This is a genomic window from Kitasatospora sp. NBC_00315 (genome assembly GCF_041435095.1).
Taxonomy (GTDB): domain Bacteria; phylum Actinomycetota; class Actinomycetes; order Streptomycetales; family Streptomycetaceae; genus Kitasatospora.
The window spans coordinates 704,783-722,804 of record NZ_CP108025.1 but is presented as its reverse complement, the minus strand read 5'-3'; the positions used below and the strand labels follow the sequence as shown (position 1 = coordinate 722,804).

Genomic DNA, 18,022 nt, shown 5'->3' with positions numbered 1-18,022 from the left:
GGAGGTGAGGTGCGCCGGGCAGGGCCCTCCCCTCCCCGGCCCTGCCCGGCGCACCGTGCTTCGCATGTCCGGGCGAATGCGCGGGTAGTCCTGTGCCATGTCGCGCACTTCGGTGGCACTCCTGGTTCTCTACCTCGCCTTCGTCCTTACACCGCTGACCATCTGCGCGTTCGTCCTGCCGCGCCCGCAGCGGAGCAGCTACCACGGCTTGCTGTGGTGCGCCTCGCTGCTCGGCCGGATCCTGCTCGTCGGCGGTCTGGTACTCGGCGGATGGGGCATCCTCCACGCCGGACAGCAGTGCCCTCGGCACCCCGATACCAACTTCTGCAACGACGACGGGGAAGGACCCTGGAGCCCCTGACCGTTCTGCCGGTGGGCCGCCGCTGCCGTCGGGCTCGCCGGTGCCGTCCGACGTCCGACGCCCGCGGTGATCGCCCGGTGCGGGCGCACGGCGTGATCGCGCCGATTCGCGCGCCCTGTGCGGCAGACGGGTAGCGTCGTGCTGCGCCCCGCCAGGGCCGGACGAAGGAGGAGAACATGATCGCAGCATTCTCGGTCACCCCGTTGGGGATCGGCGAGGACGTCGGGGAGGCCGTGACGGCGGCCGTGCGAGTGGTGCGGGCGAGCGGGCTGCCGAACCGGACGGACGCCATGTTCACCAGCATCGAGGGGGAGTGGGACGAGGTGATGCCCGTCATCCGGGAGGCGATCGAGGCGGTGAAGGCGTTCAGCGGGCGGGTCAGCACCGTGATCAAGATCGATGACCGGGCGGGCGTGACCGACGGCCTGACCGCGAAGGTGGCCACCGTGGAGCGTCACCTCGCCGGCGACGCCTGAGCCCCGGAGCCTGCCGAAGGCCGGAAGCCGGGGCGGGTCGTGGGATGATCGCACCGTGGTGCGCACACTTGCGGCAGACTCGTGGCGGCGACGGACCCTCCGGGCCGGCGTCGCGCCGCTGCTGGCCGTCGCCGTCACTCTCGGCGTCACGGCGCCGCCGGCCATGGCCGCCGGGCCGCACCAGGAGTTCACCATCTCCGACCCGCGGATCACCGAGTCCAGCGGCCTGGCGGCCAGCGCCGCGCACCCGGGTGTCTTCTGGACCCACAACGACAGCGACGACGGCCCCTACGTCTATGCCGTCGACGCGACCGGTCACACCGTGGCCACCGTCACCCTTCGCGGCGTCAAGCCGCGCGACGCGGAGGCGATCTCGCTCGGGCCCGACGGGCAGCTCTATCTCGCCGACATCGGTGACAACCTGGACGGCACCTGGCCCGAGGTCTGGATCTACCGATTCGCCGAGCCGAAGGACCTGCGCGACCAGACCGTCGACGCCGTCCGCTACCGGGTGCGTTACGAGGACGGGTCGCGCAACGCCGAGGCCCTGATGGTGCATCCGGTCACCGGCCGGCTCTACATCGCGAGCAAGCGGGAGAGCGGCGGCAACCTGTACCAGGGGCCGCAGACGCTCTCCACGACGGCCGTCAACACCTTCCGCAAGGTGTCCGCGGTGCCGTGGGTCACCGATGGCGCGTTCTCACCGGACGGCACCCGGCTGCTCCTGCGAGGCTACTTCTGGGCCACGATGTACCGCTGGCAGGACGGTGGCGCGCCGCAGGAGCTGGGTGACGTCAGCCTGCCCTTCCAGCGGCAGGGCGAGTCCGCCACCTTCGCGGCGGACGGCCGCTCGGTGCTGTTCGGCAGCGAGGGCAAGGACAGTCCGGTGTGGCGGGTCCAGCTCTCGGGGGAGCAACTCCCCGACACCGTACGGCTCGCCACCCCGACCGCGTCGGCCTCCCCGGCACCGAGCGGCGCTTCGTCCGGCGCTTCGCCCGGCGGCGCCGGCCAGGCGGCCGGCGGGACGTCCGACACCGTCTCCGGCCGGGGCCTGCTGGTGCTGTTCCTCGTCGTGGGCGCGCTGGCGGCGGCGTCCTGGCGCAAGAAGCGTCACGGGTCCTGAGTTAGCGTCAGGTCGCCTTTCGCGCGTGTCCGATCGACCGTCGGGGGAACGCGTCCTGCCGCCGATCCCGCCGATCCCGCCGATCCGCCGACCACACGCGCGGCCTGCCCGCGACCGACAGTCGACCACGGCGACGACGGCGCCGCCCCGCCCGCGTCCGTGCCCTCGGTGGGTGCGGCGCGGGGTGCGGGCCCGGGCCGAGGGCCGCGCACCCGCACCCACCGAGGAGGTCCGAACCGGTCAGCTCACGCCGTGTGCGGCCCAGAAGTCGCCCCGGGAGAGCACGGCGGTGTCGCTCTGGTCGGTGAAGAAGCCGTCCACGCCCTGCTCGTAGAGGTAGCGGGACCAGCCGATGACGTCACCGTAGGCGTTCGGGTCGGTACCGCGTCGGTGGTCGACGGGGAGGAAGGAGTTCTCGTTACGCACGGTGTACGGGTGCAGCACCAGACCCGCCCGGTGGGCGTCGGCCACCAGCGTGGTCGGGGGCAGCAGGCGGCCACTGCCGTCGACCGGCGCGATCAGGTTGGTGGTCGGGCCGATGCCGTGCGCGAAGCCGGCGAGCCAGCTCAGCCCGGCCGGGGTGACCAGGTCGGCGACCTTGCGGGTGTCACCGGCGAGGACGAAGTCGTACGGCCGGGTCCCGGCGTCGCTCAGCAACTGGATGCGCGGGTTCTCGACCAGTGCGGCGAGCTGCTGCAGGCTGCTCGGCTCGAACGACTGCAGGATCGCACGGCCGCGCTTGCCGGCCAGTCCGGCGCGCCGCAGTTCGGCGGCCAGACGGTCCTCCAGCGGCAGGCCGATGGAGCGGAAGTAGCTGGGGTGCTTGGTCTCGACGTACAGCCAGACGTCCCGTCCGAGCGTGCGCGAGCGCTTGTCCGCGAACTCCACGACCTCCCGGAAGGTCGGGATCGGCCACCGGCCGTCGTAGAGCGTGTTGTGCCGGCGCTGCAGCGGCAGCCGCTCCTTGGCCCGCAGGGTGCGCAGTTCGGCGAGCGTGAAGTCCTCGGTGAACCAGCCGGTGATGCTCTGGCCGTCGATGCTCTTCGTGGTCCGCCGGGCGGCGAACTCCGGGTGGTCCGCCACATCGGTGGTCTCGGCGATGTTGTTCTCGTGGCGGACCACGAGCTGGCCGTCCCTGGTCGGCACGAGATCCTGCTCGATCACGTCCGCGCCCAGCTCCAGCGCCAGTTCGTAGGAGCCGAGGGTGTGCTCGGGGCGGTAGCCGCAGGCGCCGCGGTGACCGATGATCAGCGGGTGCGGGAGCCGGTCGAGCCCGGTGCCGGTGCGGACGGCGGGGGTGGTGCCACCGGCGCGGCCCTCGGCGGGCTGGTCCGGCGACGCAGCGGCCGCCACGCCTGCTCCCGCGGTCCCCGCCGCGACGGTACCCAGACCCACCGCGCCCGCGGCGCGCAGGAAGCCGCGCCGCGAGGCTCCCGGAGTCGGGTCGCCGTCGCCGCTCGGGCTGCCTGGGGTCGGGCTGCCGGAGATCGGGCGGTACGTCATGGCTGCTCCCTGTCCGCGGTGTCGACGGTGTCGTCCGCAGACTAGGAGGTTCGTACGCTCCCCGGGTGGCCACCCGACGAACGGCGGGAGAATTCGGCCGCGGGCCGGTGCCGGCGGCCGGCGCTCTGCCTCGCCCCTGTTGCCCGCCGGGCTGTCCGGTCCCGCCGATCGTCAACCCCGCTGCGCCGAAGAGTGGTTGGTGAGCTCGACCGGCGCCTGGCGGTCCGGGGTGGTGCGCTGGGTGTGCTCGGTGCCTTGCCGTGCTCGTCGTGCTCGCCGTGCTCGCCGCGCTTGCCGTTTGCGCCGTGTTCGTCGTGCTCGCTGTGTTCGCCGCGTTTTGCCGTGCTCGCAGTGTGGGCTCCTCGGTTGCCGAGGTTGCTCAGTCCGTCAGCTCGGCGAGCAGTTCTCGGCCTCTGGACCACGCGCCCAGCCCGGAGGTCGCGTTGAGGTGCCCGTAGGGGCCGAGCTCGACGTACCGTGCGCCCCAGCTCTCGGCGAACAGCCGGGAGCGCTCGGGGGCGGCCCACGGGTCGTCGCTGCCGACCACCACGATGCTGGGGAAGGGCAGCGGACGCAGCGGGACCGGACGGAAGCCCGCCAACTCGGGGACATCGGCGTGGTCGATGTCCGGCGGGGCGACCAACAGCGCGCCGACGACCGGAGTGGTCCGGGGGGCGGGGGTACGGGCGGCCCAGCGGGCGACCGTGACGCAGCCCAGGCTGTGGGCGACGAGCACCAGGGGTCCGTCGTGGGCCTGCACGGCGCGGTCCAGGGTCTCGGTCCAGTCCTCCGGATCCGGGTGGTCCCAGTCCTTCTGCTCAAGCCGGCGGAAGGCCGGGTCGGTGCGCTCCCAGATGCTCTGCCAGTGCTCGTGGTCGGAGTTCTGGAAGCCGGGCAGGAGGAGGTAGGCGGGCTGCTGAGCCATGGGAACACTCCAGGTGGCGACGGTGCCGGCGGCTGCGGCGTGGGTGACGACGGTGAGGGCGGCGACAGTGGCGACCTGTGCCGGGGGATTCTAACGGGGCGCGCGCGGTCGTCGCAGGGCGCGCAGGGCACTACGCGCGCCGTACGCGATCCGGTGCGCCCTGTTGCGCGAGGGCTCCGGGTGCGAAAGGTTGATCTCCGTCACGGGCCAGGGGAGAGCCCCGAGCCGTGCTGTCAGGCGTGTTTGACGATCAATCATGAAAGGTTGCGCAGCGATGGCATCGAAGATCCTGCTGGTCACCGGCGATGCGGCGGAGTCGCTGGAGGTGTTCTACCCCTACCAGCGGCTGCAGGAGGAGGGCTACCAGGTCGACATCGCGGCCCCCGCCCGCAAGCGGCTGCAGTTCGTGGTCCACGATTTCGTGGACGGCTTCGACACGTACACCGAGAAGCTCGGCTACACCTGGCCCGCCGACCTCGCCTTCGAGGAGGTGGACCCGGCCGACTACGTCGCCCTGGTCATCCCGGGTGGCCGCGCCCCCGAGTACCTTCGCAACAACGCCGACCTCCAGCGGATCGTGAAGCACTTCTTCGACGCGGAGAAGCCGGTCGCCCAGGTTTGCCACGGCCCGCAGATCACGGCCGCCGCCGGTGTGCTGTCGGGTCGCCGGACCGCCGCCTACCCGGCGTTGGAGCCCGACGTCGCCGCCGCCGGTGCCGAGTACGTCGACGGCGACGCCGTGGTCGACGGCGTGGTTGTTTCGGCCCGTGCCTGGCCGGACCACCCGGGCTGGATGCGCGCGTTCGTCGAGGTGCTGCGGGTCAAGGCCCCGGTGGCCTGACTCCGTGCGAGCGATGGTCGGGCCGGGACCGCCGCGGCGGTCCCGGCCCGACTGCTACGGCCCCGACCTTCTCCGGGCCGAGTATCCGGTCCGAGCCCTCCCGTCGGTCCGTTCCGGGCCGGGTGACCTGCCGGCGGCCGCCGTCGCGGCCGATGCGATCATGGCGATCGGTAGGACCGTACCGGCCGGAGCCGTCCGAGCGGGTGGAGCCGCCCGGGCGGGACCGGGTGCGAGAGGAGAAGACATGGCAGAGCCGCTGATCGCCGCGGTCGCGGGACTGGCGCCCGAGCTCGATCCCTCGGTGTTCGTCGCGCCCAATGCGGTTGTGGTCGGATCGGTCGCCGTCGCGGCGGGGGCGAGCATCTGGTACGGCGCGGTGCTGCGCGGTGACGCCGGTCCGATCAGTGTCGGTCCCGACACCAACATCCAGGACAACTGGTGCGACCTGCAAAGCCTCTCCGCGTGAGCGGTCGAAAGGAAGGGAGATACAACGACCTCAGCGAGTGATCACAGCTGATCCCCGCCTCCGGGTGCGTTGTCCGCAAGGACGGGGTGCTAAGCCGGAGGGAACGCCCGAGGGGTCCTAGACCACCATGGACTTACAGGCAAGGGGAAGGCCGGACGGGAGAACGAAAGTGAACCCTCGTCATACGATCCGAAATGTGGAATCGCGCAGTGGAAGCAGTCGGCGCGTGAATAGGACCGGACGCTGAAAGGTGTCACATGCTCTCGCAGTCAGTTAAACCGAGAGGAGATCACCATGGTCCCGGGTCAGAGAGGGCTCCCACCCCGGTCGTATCTCACCGGAGAGGAACAGGGAAACCCCGTAGCGGTCCCAACTGGGTAGGCCGGAGGCAACGAAGGCACAACCCCGCTGCGGGAACAGGATGATCCGAGAAGCGAAGGCCGTCAGGGTGAAAGCCCAGGGGAAAGACCGGAACTAGGGCAGTCTCCCTGCCCCCGATTATAACCCGGCGGATACCAGGCCCCGCCTGGCCCCGAAAGGGTGCTGACGCGGATCAGGTAGGCCAATGAAGAAAAGCAGCGAACACCCCCAACCTGGGCGCAAGTTAGACAAGGAGGGTCCATGCACGACGACAAGCCGGAGGATGGGACCTCCCGGAACGGAACTCAGGACGATCCCGCCTCGCTCTGGCACAGCACTGATTGGGCCGAGCAAGAACGGAACGTAAGGCGACTCCGCCAGCGGATCTTCAAGGCCGCGCAGGAGGGAGACCTCAAGAAGGTCCGCAACCTCCAGAAGCTCATGCTCCGCTCGCACTCGAACACGCTCTTGAGCGTGCGTCGGGTGACACAACAGAGCGCGGGTAAGAGAACGGCCGGAGTGGACGGCCACCGGGCCCTGACGCCGAAGGACCGAGGGCTCATGGTCATCGAGTTCGACGCGATCGGGCCCCCGAGGCCCAAGCCGGTCAAACGTGTGTACATCCCGAAGGCGAACGGGAAGATGCGCCCGCTCGGCATCCCGGTGATCCGGGACCGAGTCCAACAGGCCAGGGTCAAGAACGCCTTGGAACCTGAGTGGGAGGCCAAATTCGAGGCGCGGAGCTACGGCTTCCGCCCCGGGCTCGGCTGTCACGACGCGTTGTCCATGATCTACAACAGCCTCAAGGGTGGCAAGATCCGCACCCCAAGGAGACCGTGGATCTTGGACGCAGATCTGGCTGGGGCCTTCGACGCGATCACCCACGAGCACCTGATGGACTCCATCGGGACATTCCCGGCAAGGGAAGCCATCCGGCGATGGCTCAAGGCGGGAATGATCGAGAATGGGACCTTCGCCAAAACGGTAGAGGGCACCCCGCAGGGTGGCGTCATCAGCCCCCTTCTCTTGAACATTGCCCTGCACGGGATGGAAACTGCCGCAGGGGTGAAAACGTACGTGAACTACCTGGGAGTTCTTGCTACCAACCAGAAGTCACCGACGTTGGTGAGGTATGCGGACGACTTCGTGGTGATGTGTCACTCCGAAGATTCCGCAAGGGAGGTCAAGAGGAGCCTGGAGGAATGGCTCGCTCCTCGTGGTCTGACCTTCAATGAAGAGAAGACCAAGATCTCTCACGTCACCGAGGGTTTTGACTTCCTCGGGTGCACCGTGAAGCGGTACCCCAACGGAACGACCCTCACAACCCCGTCCAAAGCGGCAATGCGCAGGGCCAGACAGAGGATCAGGGCCATCATTGATGAGGCCGGGAGTGGTGGAAGCCAGACGGACCTTGTCCTAAAGCTCACTCCGTTCGTCAAGGGCTGGTCGACCTACTACAGTCCCGTGTGCGCAAGTGACGCGTTCCATGACCTGGATAACTATATGTTTGAACGGCTGTGGAAATGGGCTGTTAAGAGGCACCGCAGAAAAGGTCGACGGTGGGTGAAAGGCCGATACTGGGGTCAACATCAACCAGGGAGGAAGGACACGTGGGTCTTCGGCAACAAGGCCACCCGCCTGCCCAAGTTCTCCTGGACCAAGATCCAAAGGCACAAGGCCGTCCCCGGGGGCTACTCGAAGGACGACCCTGCGCTTGCGGAGTACTGGGACACGAGGTCCCGGAAGAAGGGCATGCCAGCGCTGGAGCGCAAGCTCATCATCGGCCTGGCAGTCCGTCAGAAGGGTCTCTGCCCCGGTTGCGGGCTGGATCTGATGGAAGGTGCTGGGTTTGAGCCCGACGACCTACGCGAGTGGGTCAACTGGTTCTCGGCGAACATGAGGCCGTTCAACGTGCACCACATGATTCACCGCCAGCACGGGGGATCTGACGATCCCAGCAATCTGGAGCTGAGGCACACGGCCTGCCACCAGCAGCTACACGCTGGCGGCCAGGACAGAGCGAACGCGCGGTCCGAGTGGCCCGCTTGAGCCGGATGCGGTGAAAGTCGCACGTCCGGTTCTGAGGGGGCTGGGGCCCGGTAACGGGCCCCAGCTACCCGACCACGCTGCACGCCGATCCCGGCTTCCCGCTCGACCTGGGGGCGCGCGTTTCGGTCGGGCACAACGCGGTGCTGCACGGCTGCACGGTCGAGGACGACGTACTGGTGGGCATGAACGCCACTGTCCTCAACGGCGCGCGGATCGGTGCAGGTTCGCTGGTGGCGGCGGGCGCGGTGGTCCCGCAGGGGATGGTCGTCCCGCCCGGTTCGCTGGTCGCGGGCGTTCCCGCGAAGGTGCGGCGCGAGCTCGGCGAGGAGGAGCGTGCGGGCATCAAGGCCAACGGCGAGGGCTATCAACTGCTCGCGGCGGCCCACCGCGACATCGAGCCGACGGTTCGCTGAGGCTGGCGGTACTGCCTCACCACCCCGGCACGGCGCCGCCCCGGGTACGTCCTCACGCCGGAACGTCACCGCCCCCGGCACGGCGCCGCCCCCGGCAGGACTCCACGCCGGAACGTCACCGCCCCCGGCCCCTCCCGGACGCTGGGTGCGAGGCGGGTGGGCGGGCCGGGGCGGTGCAGGACGGCTGACCAGGAAGGTGCGGGTTCGGGTTTCGGGCCCTGAGCGGAGCGCCTTCTGCAGTGGAACCGCGGTTTGGATCGGGTCGGACGCTAGTACTGCACTCCGGCCGTAGGCGTGCCCGGCGCCGCCTGCTGGGAGCCGGGCGCCGTCCCGGGCGGGATCGTCCCCGCCGCCGGGGCCGCCGGGGGGTCGGACGGCCGGGGTCGGCGGTCGGCGACCCATGCCAGGACGGCGATCAGCGCACCGATCCCCGCCAGCCCGGCACCGACCAGCGGCGGAGCCGTCCATCCGAGACCGGCGTCGACGGCCACCCCTCCGAAGAACGCGCCCTGGGCGTTGGCCAGGTTGAAGGCGCCCTGCACGGTCGCCGAGGCGAGGGTCGGGGCATTGTGGGCCTTCTGCAGCACCAGCGTCTGAACGGTCGGAACGATGGCGAAGCCGAACATGCCGACCAGCACCACGGTGACCGCCGCCGTCCACCGGGTGTGCGCGGTAACGGAGAAGGCCGCCAGGGTCAGGGCGAGCAGGACGAAGGACGCGCAGACGCTCGGCCGCAGCGCGCGGTCCGCCGCGTAGCCGCCGAGCACGTTGCCGATGGTCATGCCGACACCGAACAGCGCCAGCACCAGCGTCACCGAGCCGGTGGCGAAGCCGGACACCTCGGTGAGCAGTGGTGTGATGTAGCTGTAGCAGGCGAAGAAGCCACCGCAGCCGAACACCACGGTGCCCAGCGCCAGCCAGAGCTGCCCGCTGCGGAACGCGGTCAGCTCGTGCCGTAGGCCGGCCCGTTCGGGGGCGGGAAGGTGTGGAACCAGGCGCGCGATGGCCAGCGTGCCGATCGCGCCGATGGCGACCACCACGAGCATGGTGGCCCGCCAGCCCAGGTGCTGGCCGAGCAGAGTGGCGGCGGGGACCCCGACCACGTTCGCGAGGGTGAGCCCGGAGAACATCACGGCCACCGCGCGGGCGCGCAGGTGCGGGGCGGCGAGTTCGGCGGCGGCCACCGCACCGGCACCGAAGAAGGCACCGTGCGGGAGGCCGGTGATCAGCCTGGCCACGGCCAGCAACCAGAAGTTCGGAGCGATCGCGCACAGCAGGTTGCCCACGGTGAACAGGCCCGCGAGGGCGATCAGGACGGTCTTGCGGGGCACCCGGGCCGCGGCCGCCGTGAGCAGCGGAGCGCCGATCACCACGCCTATCGCGTACGCGGAGATGAGCCAGCCCGCTTGCGGAATGGAGACCTGGAGGTTGTCCGCGACCTGCGGGAGAAGCCCCATGGCCGCGAACTCGGTGGTGCCGATGGCGAAGGCGGTGATGGCCAGCGCGACGAGCGCCAGTGGCATGGAGGACTCCGGTGTGACGCCCCGGGGAGGGCGGACGGGGCTCCGGCGACGGCGACGGAACGGATACGGCGGAAACGGCGGAAACGGCGCGGCGGTGGTCGTCGTGCGGTGATCGTGCAGTGGTCGTGGGGCGGTGGTGGTCGTGCAGTAGTGGTGGGGCGGTGATGCTGCGATACCGGGTGGTGGAGGCGGGGCGGCGACGGTGGGTGACGGAACCCGTCGGGACTGGCGCGCGAGCCACCTTAAGGGCGGCCGCCGAGGGACGGTCGTCGGGTGGGCTGCCGGGGGAGGAAGGAGGGGGAAGTATGCGGAGATCGATCCGGAGCCGGGGTGAGCCGAAACGCGGGCGGCTTGGGCCAGTTTGTTCTGTGGAAATTCTATTACGGGGCCGCGGGCCCGCCCGCGCCGGGGCACCCCGGCCCGCGCTCCCTGCCAGGCGTGCGTCGGGCGCTCGGGCGCCGCCTCGGCCGGCCCCGGCCCGCACGGCCTCCCGCACGGCCTCCCGGCCGCCTTCCGCGCCTCGGCGAGGCTGCTAGCCGTCCGGCCGCCGAGGCGGGACACTGGATGCATGTGTCGCAGTATCAAGACGTTGAGGCCACCGGTCACGCCCGAGGTCCAGGACGAGGACATCCGGGCGGCGGCCCTGCAGTACGTCCGCAAGGTCTCCGGATTCCGTGCGCCGGCCGCGCACAACCGTGAGGCGTTCGACCGCGCGGTCGAGGAGGTGGCGCAGGCCACTGCCCGGCTGCTCGAGCATTTGGAGGTCCGTGGTGCCACCCGGCCCGCGGCGTAGTGGGACGTAGCTCGGGGACGACGAGGAGGTTTGTGTATGAGCGACCAGAAGCGGTACGCGCTGACGTTCCCGGGCACCCCGGGCACCCAGGCGCCCCAGGACGTGGTGATCGTGACCTGGACCAGCGCGACAGGGCCGGGGGGACACCCCGTGTACGAGGACGACTCGGGCATCGTCAGAGCCGAGATCAGTGACGGCGGCGAGGTTCGGATGCTGGCCAGTGGTGGCCACCAGTCCCCGCACCTACTCGTGCACGCCGAGCCCCTGGTCTGACCGCACCGGTCCGTAGCGGCGGTGGCCCACCACCCGGACCTCGAAACCCGGAGGCCGTTCCCCGAGGGGACGGTCTACGGCGCTTTCGCGTGCCCTCGGCCGGCCGGCTGCCCCCGCTCCCTGCTGCTCGGGCTGCGCCACCGGCCGGGTCGCCCTCCGGACCGCTGCTCCTACTCGGTGCGCAGAGCGGTGGCGGTGCGGGACCTGGCGGCCCAGCCGGCCGGTAGGAGAGCGCCCAGGGCGGCGATGACCAGGCCGCCGAGGCCGAGCAGCACCAGCTCGCCGGAGTGGTACACCTCGACGACGGACGCCGGCAGGGTGATGCCGGCGCTGTGGCCCATCGCGGGCACGGTGATGGACTGCAGGGCCACTCCGGCCGGCACACCTACGGCGCCGCCCACCAGACCGATCAGGGCGACCGAGGCGAGGACCATCGCGACGGTCTGCCGGGGCGTCATTCCCAGCGCCTTGTGGATCCCGATCTCCTGGATCCGGTCCCGGGTGTCCAGCACGACCGCGTTGAGCACGCCGAGGGCGGCGGTGAGCACCAGCATGAGCGTGAGGGCGGCGGTGAGGGCGTTCAGAGCTCGGATCGTGCCGCTGGTGCCGGTGGACCCGTCCGCTCGGGCACTGACGCCGGCCACCGGCCGCAGCGCCTCGTTCACCGTGGCCAGGAACGCCGGCAGGGAGGTCCCGGGTCTCAGCGCGACGTAGTAGTCGGTTGCCGACCGGCCCGGTTCGGCGGTGGAGAGCGTCGCTGCGTCGGTGAGCACCTCCATGGTCTGCGTGTGCGGGTCGAGCACCTCGCCGACGATCCGGACCGGGACGGCCGTGCCGTGGTCGTCGAGGGTGATGGTGTCTCCGACCCGGGTGTCGGTCGCGGTGAGGAAGGTCGTCGGCACCACGGCCTGCCCGGGGCCCTGGAACCAGGAGCCCGAGACCATCCGGTAGCCGGCCCAGGAGGCGTCGCCGGTGAAGAAGTGGACGGTGCTCGAACCGGTCACGCCCACCACGCCGACCTCCGTCGTACCGGTCCCGTAGTAGGCCCTGGTGCCGGGCTGGGCTCCGATCGCCCCGGTGATCGCAGCGGTGTCGGCCGAGCTGAGGCCCGGGGTGGGGCCCGGGGTGGGGCCGGCTCCGCCGGTCGAGGCGACGGCCCCACCGGGGCCGGAGCGCGTGGTGACGACGACATCGGCGGTGTCGTGGTTCTTCGCGGCCTGAATCTCGCCGAGGGAGGCCCCGATCCCGATGGCGAAGGTGACCGCGGCGGCGCCGAACACGATCGCGGCGGCCGTCGAGGCAGCCCGGGCCGGGCGGGCGAACGGGCGGGCCAGGCCGAGGCCGACCGCGCTGGGCAGCGGGAGCCGTGCGATCAACTGCGCGGCCCGCCGGCCCCGCCCCGGACGGGCGCCGCGGCCGACCGCGAGCGCGTCGATGCTGCGCAGCCGGCCGGCCCGCAGGGCCGCCGCCCAGGCGGTTGATGCCGCCAGAGCCAGTGCACCGGCGGCCACCGCCACGTCCATCCAGGGCGCCACACCGGACGTGTTCGTGCCGTACAGCCGATTCGTCGCGGACAGGATGGGGACGGCGAGCGCGTTTCCCGCGACCACGCCGAGTACGGTGCCGACCGCCGTCGGCACGAGCGCCTGGCCCACGTACGCCCGCACCACCTGGGACGGGGTGAACCCGAGGGCCTTGAGGATGCCGATCCGCCGGGTCGCCGCGCCGACCGCGCCGGCGACGACGTTGCCCACGACGAGCACCGACATGACCACGCCCAGGGCGCCGAACGCGAGCAGGAAGGGGACGAACAGTGCGGTGTTGCGATCGGCGCCCTGTTTGACATCCAGCCAGGACCGGGAGCCGGTCAGGGCTCCCGCCGGGACCGCCGCCGCCACCGCGGCCCGCTCCGCGGCGACCTGCGCGGAGGTGTTCGCCGCCGCGAAGCGGTAGAGCATCTGATACCCGCTGCCGGTGCCGTTCCTGCTGATCGAGCTGATCTCGGACGGCACCACCCAGGCGTCCGCCGTGCCACTGACCGAGCGCGCCGTGCCGACCACCGTCAATCGCGGGTGGCCCGGCAGGTCGGGGAGGGTCACCACGGCGCCAGGGCCGGCCGGCGGACCCTGCTGATCGGCAGAGAGCACGATCTGGCCGGGGCCGGTCGGCCAGGTGCCCGAAGTCAGGGTGAGGGCGTCGACGGGGCCGCTCGGGTCGGCACGGCCGACCACCGTCATCGGCCACGGGGTCGCCTCCGGTCGGGCGTCGCCGACGCCCGGCCGGGCGTCGGCGACGAGCAGGGCGGTGATCGTCGTGACCGGGAACGGGCCGGACGCCCCTGTGACACCGGACGCCCGGGCCGACGCCGTCAGTTCGGCGACAGTGGCCCGGGTCGCGTCGAACTGCGCGGTCAGGTGCGCGCCGTGCTGCCCCGCGAAGGCCCGCTCGAACGGCTCGCTGGAGGCCACCAGCAGGGATCCGCCGAGAATTGACGCGGTGACCGCCATCATCGCGGCCAGCCCGGTCACCAGCGTGCGGACCCGGCCGTGGCCCACGCCGGAGCGGACGACCCTTCCCAGAGCGGTCATCGGACCGGCTCCGCGGCCGTGTCCGAGGCGATCCGGCCGTCGGCGAGCTGAACCGTCCGTGTCGCGCAGGCCCGGGCGAGCGCCAGGTCGTGAGTGACCAGGACGATGGTCTGGCCGTCGGCGTGGAGATCGTCCAGCAGTGCCATGACGTCCTCGCCGGCGGCCGAGTCCAGAGCGCCGGTCGGCTCGTCGGCCAGCAGCAGGGCCGGACGGTTCATCAGGGCCCGTGCGACCGCGACGCGTTGCCGCTCGCCTCCCGAGAGGCGGCCGGGATGGGACCGGGCGTGTCGCGCGACGCCGAGCGTCTCCAGCAACTCCGTCGCGCGCCGGTGCGCCGTGCCACGGGCCATTCCGGCCAGTCGGGCCGGCAGGACGACGTTGTCGGCGACGGTGAGGTCGTCGAGCAGGTTGAAGAACTGGAAGACCATGCCGATGGTGGCCCGCCGGTAGCGTGCGGAGGCGGCCTCTCCGAGTTCGTCGACCCGCACCCCGCTGACTGTGACCGCACCCGTGTCCGGGTGGTCGAGCCCGGCGATCAGATTGAGGACCGTCGACTTCCCGCTACCGGACGGCCCGAGAACGGCGACCGCCTCGCCGGGCGCCACCGTCAGCGACACCTCCGACAGTGCGGGCGGGCCGCCGTCGTAGCGGCGGCTCACATCGGTCAGTTCGATCAGCGGCGTCGCCATGCTGGTCTCCATCGCTCGTTCCGTTTCGGCCCGACCGACGTTAGGAGTGCACCCCGATGCGGCGCGTCGGCCGGGCGGGCCATTCCCGGTACCGTGTCCGGATGACGTCGTGGCGATGTCATCCTTGCGATGTAGTCCGGGGCGCAGGACGAATCCCCGCTGAGGCGGATGCCACGGTGGCGGCCGACGGCCAGAATGAGCCCGTGACGAACTTGCGGATGGTGGATCGACTGCGCGAGCAGGCCCGGCGGGCGATGAGCCCGACCGGTCGGCTGCCCAGGCCCACGCTGCGCAATCTGGCCTTCGACACGATCCTGGCGCTGGCGATGGGCCTGTTCTCGGTCAGCGCCGCGCTAGGCCACGTCGAAGTCGCGCGCAGCGAGTGCCAGGTGCTGCACCCGTGCAGCACCACGACGAGTGGCCTGCTGAGCCCGCCGCTGGTCGCGCTGGTCACCTCGGCGGCCCTGCTGCTCCGTCGCCGCTACCCGCTGGCCGTGCTGTGGGTCGTCATGGGGGCCACCGTGCTGGGCATGCACGACGCACCGCGGGGCGCCTTCTACGCAGGCGTGATCGCGGCCTACAGCGCGGCGGCGCACAGCCCGTACCGGGTACCGGTGGTGGCGAGCCTGCCGGCGGTGGCGCTCCTGGTCAGCCTGTTCCGAGGGTCCGACTCGTACAGCGTGCCGGACAAGTACGTTCCGTTCCTCGTCCTGATCCCGATCGTGGTGGCGGCCCACACGATCCGGACCTGGACGGACCGTTCCGATCAGGAGCGTGCACGGGTCGAGGCGCTGCAACGCGAGCGGGTCGAGGCGCTGCGACGGGCCGTCGAGCAGGAACGGGCCCGGATAGCGCGCGAATTGCACGACATCGTCACGCACAACGTCAGCATGATGGTGATCCAGGCCGGCGCCGCCCGCAAGGTCCTGGAGGTCGCCCCCGACCAGGCCCGGGAGGCGCTGCTCGCGGTAGAGGCCGGCGGGAGGACGGCCATGACCGAGCTGCGCCACGTGATGGGGCTCCTCACGATGGATCAGGAGGAGGATGTGGAGCACAGCTCGACGGCCGGCCCGGGCGACGTCGATCTCGTGCCGCAGCCGGGCCTCAGCCGGTTGGAGGCCCTCATCGCGGGTGTCCGCGCCACCGGCGTGCCGGTCGAGCTGACGGTGGGCGGGCAGCCGCAGCAGGTGCCGTCCGGTGTCGAACTCGCCGTCTACCGCGTCGTGCAGGAGGGGTTGACCAACATGGTGAAGCACGCCGCAGGGGCCAGCGCCGTGGTGGCCCTCGACTACACCGCCGACCGCCTCCGGGTGGATGTCATCGACACCGGCGGCCGGCCGGCCGTGGCCGTGTCCGTGGGCAGCGGCCGCGGGTTGATCGGTCTGCGGGAGCGAATCGCTGTCTACGGTGGGACGTTGCAGGCCGGGCGCCGCCCGGCAGGCGGCTACCGCGTCAGAGCACTGATCCCCTTGGAGGCATCGTGAGCGAGCCGTTGCGCGTGGTGGTCGCCGACGACCAGGTTCTGGTCCGGACCGGCTTCCGGATGATCCTTACGGCCGAGGGCATCGATGTGGTGGCTGAGGCGACCAACGGTGTCGAGGCGATCGATGCAGTGCGGCGAACCAGGCCCGACGTAGTCCTGATGGACATCCGGATGCCGGAGATGGACGGCCTGGAGGCCACCCGGCGCATTCTCGCGGGCCCCCCGGACACGGGTGGCGAGGGCACCCGCGTGATCATCCTGACCACGTTCGACCTCGACCACTACGTCTACGCGGCACTGGCGGCGGGTGCGAGCGGCTTCCTTCTCAAGGACGTCACGCCCGAGCACCTCGCCGCCGCCGTGCGCATGGTCCGCGCGGGTGACGCGCTGCTTGCGCCGGCGATCACCCGTCGACTGGTCGAACGCTTCGCCCGTCGCGATGCCGGCGCCGTCGCGGTCCACCGCGACCTCTCCTCCCTCACGCCGCGTGAGCTCGAAGTACTCGGTCTGCTCGCCCAGGGCCGGAGCAACGCCGAACTCGCCGCCGGCCTGCAACTGTCAGAGGCCACGGTGAAGACCCATGTCGCCCGGATCCTCGGCAAGCTCGGGCTGCGCGATCGCGCCCAGGCGGTCGTCGCTGCCTACGAGAGTGGCCTGGTCGTCCCCGCCGGTACCGGGGCCCCGCTCCGCGTCGTCGGTCGGCAGCAGGCTTGACGGGCGGCGTACCCGTCGGAAAGGAGTCCGGGCGGACGAGGCCGCCGGAACGCATCGGCCGCTGCCGGGCAGGTGGCGTCGACCGCGTGGACACGCCCCGCTGTCACACCAACCACGGTGGATCCGGTCGCCGCTCAGATCGTCAGCCGTGCAGATCGGTCGACATACAGATCGGTCGACCTGCAGATCGGGTCGCGCGGGCCGGCCGTTGCGTAGCGTCGACCTGCGCTCAGATCGTCGGCCGTGCAGATCTTCCGCCGCACAGGCGGGTCGGTCGCTGCCGACCGGGTGGTGTCCGACGGCCGCAGTCGCCTGCCAGGCGTGCCCGAGCACCAGTTCGGGTAGGCGCACGGCATGGCAATCTTCAGGAAGTCCCGTCGGGACCGCGCAGCGGACGGCACAGCCGGCCCGCCCGATGGGCCGCCCCCGGGACAGCAGAAGCCCGAGAACCACCTGCCGGATGAGCAACCACGGAGAGAGCCCATCCCGGGAGAGTCCAGTGCGGGAGCACCGGTCTTGGGAGAACCGGGCCGGGGCGAGCTGGTCCCGGGAGTAGCTGCCTCGGGAGAGGCCACCGGCGAATTGGCCGAGGAGCTTGCCGGACTGGTCGAGGTGATGGAGCGCGGCCCGGCGGGCACCGAGCCGTCCGACCTGCCGGACCGCCGGCAGGAGCGCGGGCGGCAGCGGGCGGCCAGACTGCTCCGGTCGACGATGAGTGTGCTCGGCCGAGGCGGTCTGGTGGCGGCCAGGGGAGCCGGTCACGGTGGTCGCGCGCTGGCCGACCGCCTCCTGGTGGCAGCCCCCCGGATCCCGGTCCGCAATCTGGCCACCTTGCGGGCCCAGCACCCGGGGGTCGCCGACCCGGAGCAGCTCGCCGACCTGCTGGTCCTCGGCGCCTGCCGGGCGTCCGCTGCGCTCGGCGCGGGCGTCGGCGCTGCGGCGATGCTCCCGGTGCCGCCCGCCATGCCGGTGGAGATCGCCGCCGAGACGCTCGCCGTGGCCGCCGTGGAGATCAAGCTGATCGCCGAACTGCACGAGGCGTACGGGGTGCCCGCGGCAGGCAACGCGACGCAGCGGGCCGGCGCCTATGTCACGGCCTGGGCCAACCGGCGTGGCATCGACCGCACGGCGTTGCTCAAGCCCGCGGGGCTGGCCGCGATGGCGGTCGGCAGCGAGGTCCGTCAGCAACTGCGCAAACGCCTGACCCGCAGCTCGCTGCGGCGGCTGCCGTCGCTGACACCGCTGCTGATCGGAGCGGGCATCGGCGCCAACATCAACCGCAGGGACACCCGCAAGCTGGCCAAGGCGGTCCGGGCCGACCTGCGCGGGCGGATCCCGGCCGATCCGTCGTACTGGACGGCGGCCGCCCCCGGCCCCGTCGTCGACGGAGCCAGGGGCCGGCGCAAGCGTTGAGATCCAGGGGCGGTCGCGGCCGGCGCGCC

Annotated in this window: 16 protein-coding genes and 1 pseudogene; 12 read left to right on the top strand and 5 right to left on the bottom strand. The window is 71.5% G+C overall.

Annotated features, from left to right (window positions below):
- Positions 1-97: 97 nt before the first annotated feature.
- The 3 genes from OG823_RS03075 to OG823_RS03065 all read left to right on the top strand — a co-directional run bounded on the left by OG823_RS03075 (position 98) and on the right by OG823_RS03065 (position 1,960).
- Positions 98-361: a hypothetical protein gene (locus tag OG823_RS03075; RefSeq protein ID WP_371477272.1), complete on the top strand. Its 264-nt coding sequence runs from the start codon at positions 98-100 to the stop codon at positions 359-361.
- A 176-nt stretch (positions 362-537) separates the two neighbouring features.
- A complete protein-coding gene (locus tag OG823_RS03070) occupies positions 538-837 on the top strand; it encodes an MTH1187 family thiamine-binding protein (protein WP_371477270.1) in 300 nt (99 codons plus the stop codon).
- Between the two features lie 55 nt (positions 838-892).
- Positions 893-1,960: a hypothetical protein gene (locus OG823_RS03065; RefSeq protein WP_371477269.1), complete on the top strand. Its 1,068-nt coding sequence runs from the start codon at positions 893-895 to the stop codon at positions 1,958-1,960.
- Between the two features lie 240 nt (positions 1,961-2,200).
- Here the strand turns inward: OG823_RS03065 and OG823_RS03060 are convergent, their stop codons facing one another.
- Both OG823_RS03060 and OG823_RS03055 read right to left on the bottom strand, forming a co-directional pair.
- Positions 2,201-3,463 carry a glycerophosphodiester phosphodiesterase gene (locus OG823_RS03060; protein WP_371477267.1) on the bottom strand — a complete coding sequence of 421 codons (1,263 nt, stop codon included), beginning with the start codon at positions 3,461-3,463 and terminating at the stop codon, positions 2,201-2,203.
- 379 nt (positions 3,464-3,842) lie between these two features.
- Positions 3,843-4,388, bottom strand: a complete 546-nt coding sequence (locus OG823_RS03055; protein ID WP_371477266.1) for an RBBP9/YdeN family alpha/beta hydrolase — start codon at positions 4,386-4,388, stop codon at positions 3,843-3,845.
- 274 nt (positions 4,389-4,662) lie between these two features.
- Here OG823_RS03055 and OG823_RS03050 point away from each other — a divergent pair, with 274 nt between their 5' ends.
- The 4 genes and pseudogenes from OG823_RS03050 to OG823_RS03035 all read left to right on the top strand — a co-directional run.
- Positions 4,663-5,229, top strand: coding sequence for a DJ-1/PfpI family protein (locus tag OG823_RS03050; protein WP_371477265.1), 567 nt, complete (start codon positions 4,663-4,665; stop codon positions 5,227-5,229).
- A gap of 244 nt (positions 5,230-5,473) precedes the next feature.
- The gene (locus OG823_RS03045) at positions 5,474-5,695 is read left to right on the top strand and encodes a hypothetical protein (RefSeq protein ID WP_371477263.1); all 222 of its coding nucleotides are present in this window, start codon (positions 5,474-5,476) and stop codon (positions 5,693-5,695) included.
- Positions 5,696-6,316: 621 nt separating this feature from the next.
- The gene (gene ltrA, locus OG823_RS03040; RefSeq protein ID WP_371477261.1) at positions 6,317-8,104 is read left to right on the top strand and encodes a group II intron reverse transcriptase/maturase; all 1,788 of its coding nucleotides are present in this window, start codon (positions 6,317-6,319) and stop codon (positions 8,102-8,104) included.
- A gap of 74 nt (positions 8,105-8,178) precedes the next feature.
- Positions 8,179-8,517: pseudogene (locus OG823_RS03035) on the top strand (gamma carbonic anhydrase family protein); the annotation flags it as partial.
- 269 nt (positions 8,518-8,786) lie between these two features.
- Here the strand turns inward: OG823_RS03035 and OG823_RS03030 are convergent.
- Complete coding sequence (locus tag OG823_RS03030; protein ID WP_371477260.1) at positions 8,787-10,040, bottom strand: MFS transporter; 1,254 nt, start codon at positions 10,038-10,040, stop codon at positions 8,787-8,789.
- A gap of 568 nt (positions 10,041-10,608) precedes the next feature.
- On the opposite strand from OG823_RS03030, the gene OG823_RS03025 reads away from it, so the two are divergent.
- Together OG823_RS03025 and OG823_RS03020 are read left to right on the top strand one after the other, a co-directional pair.
- Positions 10,609-10,833: a DUF2277 domain-containing protein gene (locus OG823_RS03025; RefSeq protein WP_371477258.1), complete on the top strand. Its 225-nt coding sequence runs from the start codon at positions 10,609-10,611 to the stop codon at positions 10,831-10,833.
- 36 nt (positions 10,834-10,869) lie between these two features.
- Positions 10,870-11,106, top strand: coding sequence for a DUF6296 family protein (locus OG823_RS03020; protein WP_371477257.1), 237 nt, complete (start codon positions 10,870-10,872; stop codon positions 11,104-11,106).
- Between the two features lie 170 nt (positions 11,107-11,276).
- Here the strand turns inward: OG823_RS03020 and OG823_RS03015 are convergent, their stop codons facing one another.
- Positions 11,277-13,694: an FtsX-like permease family protein gene (locus OG823_RS03015; protein WP_371477255.1), complete on the bottom strand. Its 2,418-nt coding sequence runs from the start codon at positions 13,692-13,694 to the stop codon at positions 11,277-11,279.
- Positions 13,691-14,383 carry an ABC transporter ATP-binding protein gene (locus tag OG823_RS03010; RefSeq protein ID WP_371484279.1) on the bottom strand — a complete coding sequence of 231 codons (693 nt, stop codon included), beginning with the start codon at positions 14,381-14,383 and terminating at the stop codon, positions 13,691-13,693. The genes OG823_RS03015 and OG823_RS03010 overlap by 4 nt, the downstream gene beginning before the upstream one ends.
- Positions 14,384-14,586: 203 nt before the next feature.
- On the opposite strand from OG823_RS03010, the gene OG823_RS03005 reads away from it, so the two are divergent.
- The 3 genes from OG823_RS03005 to OG823_RS02995 all read left to right on the top strand — a co-directional run bounded on the left by OG823_RS03005 (position 14,587) and on the right by OG823_RS02995 (position 17,993).
- Positions 14,587-15,867 carry a sensor histidine kinase gene (locus tag OG823_RS03005; RefSeq protein ID WP_371477253.1) on the top strand — a complete coding sequence of 427 codons (1,281 nt, stop codon included), beginning with the start codon at positions 14,587-14,589 and terminating at the stop codon, positions 15,865-15,867.
- A complete protein-coding gene (locus OG823_RS03000; RefSeq protein WP_371477251.1) occupies positions 15,864-16,580 on the top strand; it encodes a response regulator in 717 nt (238 codons plus the stop codon). The genes OG823_RS03005 and OG823_RS03000 overlap by 4 nt, the downstream gene beginning before the upstream one ends.
- A 582-nt stretch (positions 16,581-17,162) precedes the next feature.
- Positions 17,163-17,993 (top strand): hypothetical protein, encoded by an 831-nt coding sequence (locus OG823_RS02995; RefSeq protein ID WP_371477249.1) that lies wholly within the window; start codon positions 17,163-17,165, stop codon positions 17,991-17,993.
- The last annotated feature ends 29 nt before the right edge of the window (positions 17,994-18,022 follow it).

Coding starts and splice junctions, on each gene's coding strand:
- OG823_RS03055 (WP_371477266.1), bottom strand. CDS start 4,388: ATGGCTCAGCAGCCCGCCTACCTCCTCCTGCCCGGCTTCCAGAACTCC.
- OG823_RS03075 (WP_371477272.1), top strand. CDS start 98: ATGTCGCGCACTTCGGTGGCACTCCTGGTTCTCTACCTCGCCTTCGTC.
- OG823_RS03020 (WP_371477257.1), top strand. CDS start 10,870: ATGAGCGACCAGAAGCGGTACGCGCTGACGTTCCCGGGCACCCCGGGC.
- OG823_RS03010 (WP_371484279.1), bottom strand. CDS start 14,383: ATGGCGACGCCGCTGATCGAACTGACCGATGTGAGCCGCCGCTACGAC.
- OG823_RS03060 (WP_371477267.1), bottom strand. CDS start 3,463: ATGACGTACCGCCCGATCTCCGGCAGCCCGACCCCAGGCAGCCCGAGC.
- OG823_RS03070 (WP_371477270.1), top strand. CDS start 538: ATGATCGCAGCATTCTCGGTCACCCCGTTGGGGATCGGCGAGGACGTC.
- OG823_RS03025 (WP_371477258.1), top strand. CDS start 10,609: ATGTGTCGCAGTATCAAGACGTTGAGGCCACCGGTCACGCCCGAGGTC.
- OG823_RS03045 (WP_371477263.1), top strand. CDS start 5,474: ATGGCAGAGCCGCTGATCGCCGCGGTCGCGGGACTGGCGCCCGAGCTC.
- ltrA (WP_371477261.1), top strand. CDS start 6,317: ATGCACGACGACAAGCCGGAGGATGGGACCTCCCGGAACGGAACTCAG.
- OG823_RS03030 (WP_371477260.1), bottom strand. CDS start 10,040: ATGCCACTGGCGCTCGTCGCGCTGGCCATCACCGCCTTCGCCATCGGC.
- OG823_RS03015 (WP_371477255.1), bottom strand. CDS start 13,694: ATGACCGCTCTGGGAAGGGTCGTCCGCTCCGGCGTGGGCCACGGCCGG.
- OG823_RS03050 (WP_371477265.1), top strand. CDS start 4,663: ATGGCATCGAAGATCCTGCTGGTCACCGGCGATGCGGCGGAGTCGCTG.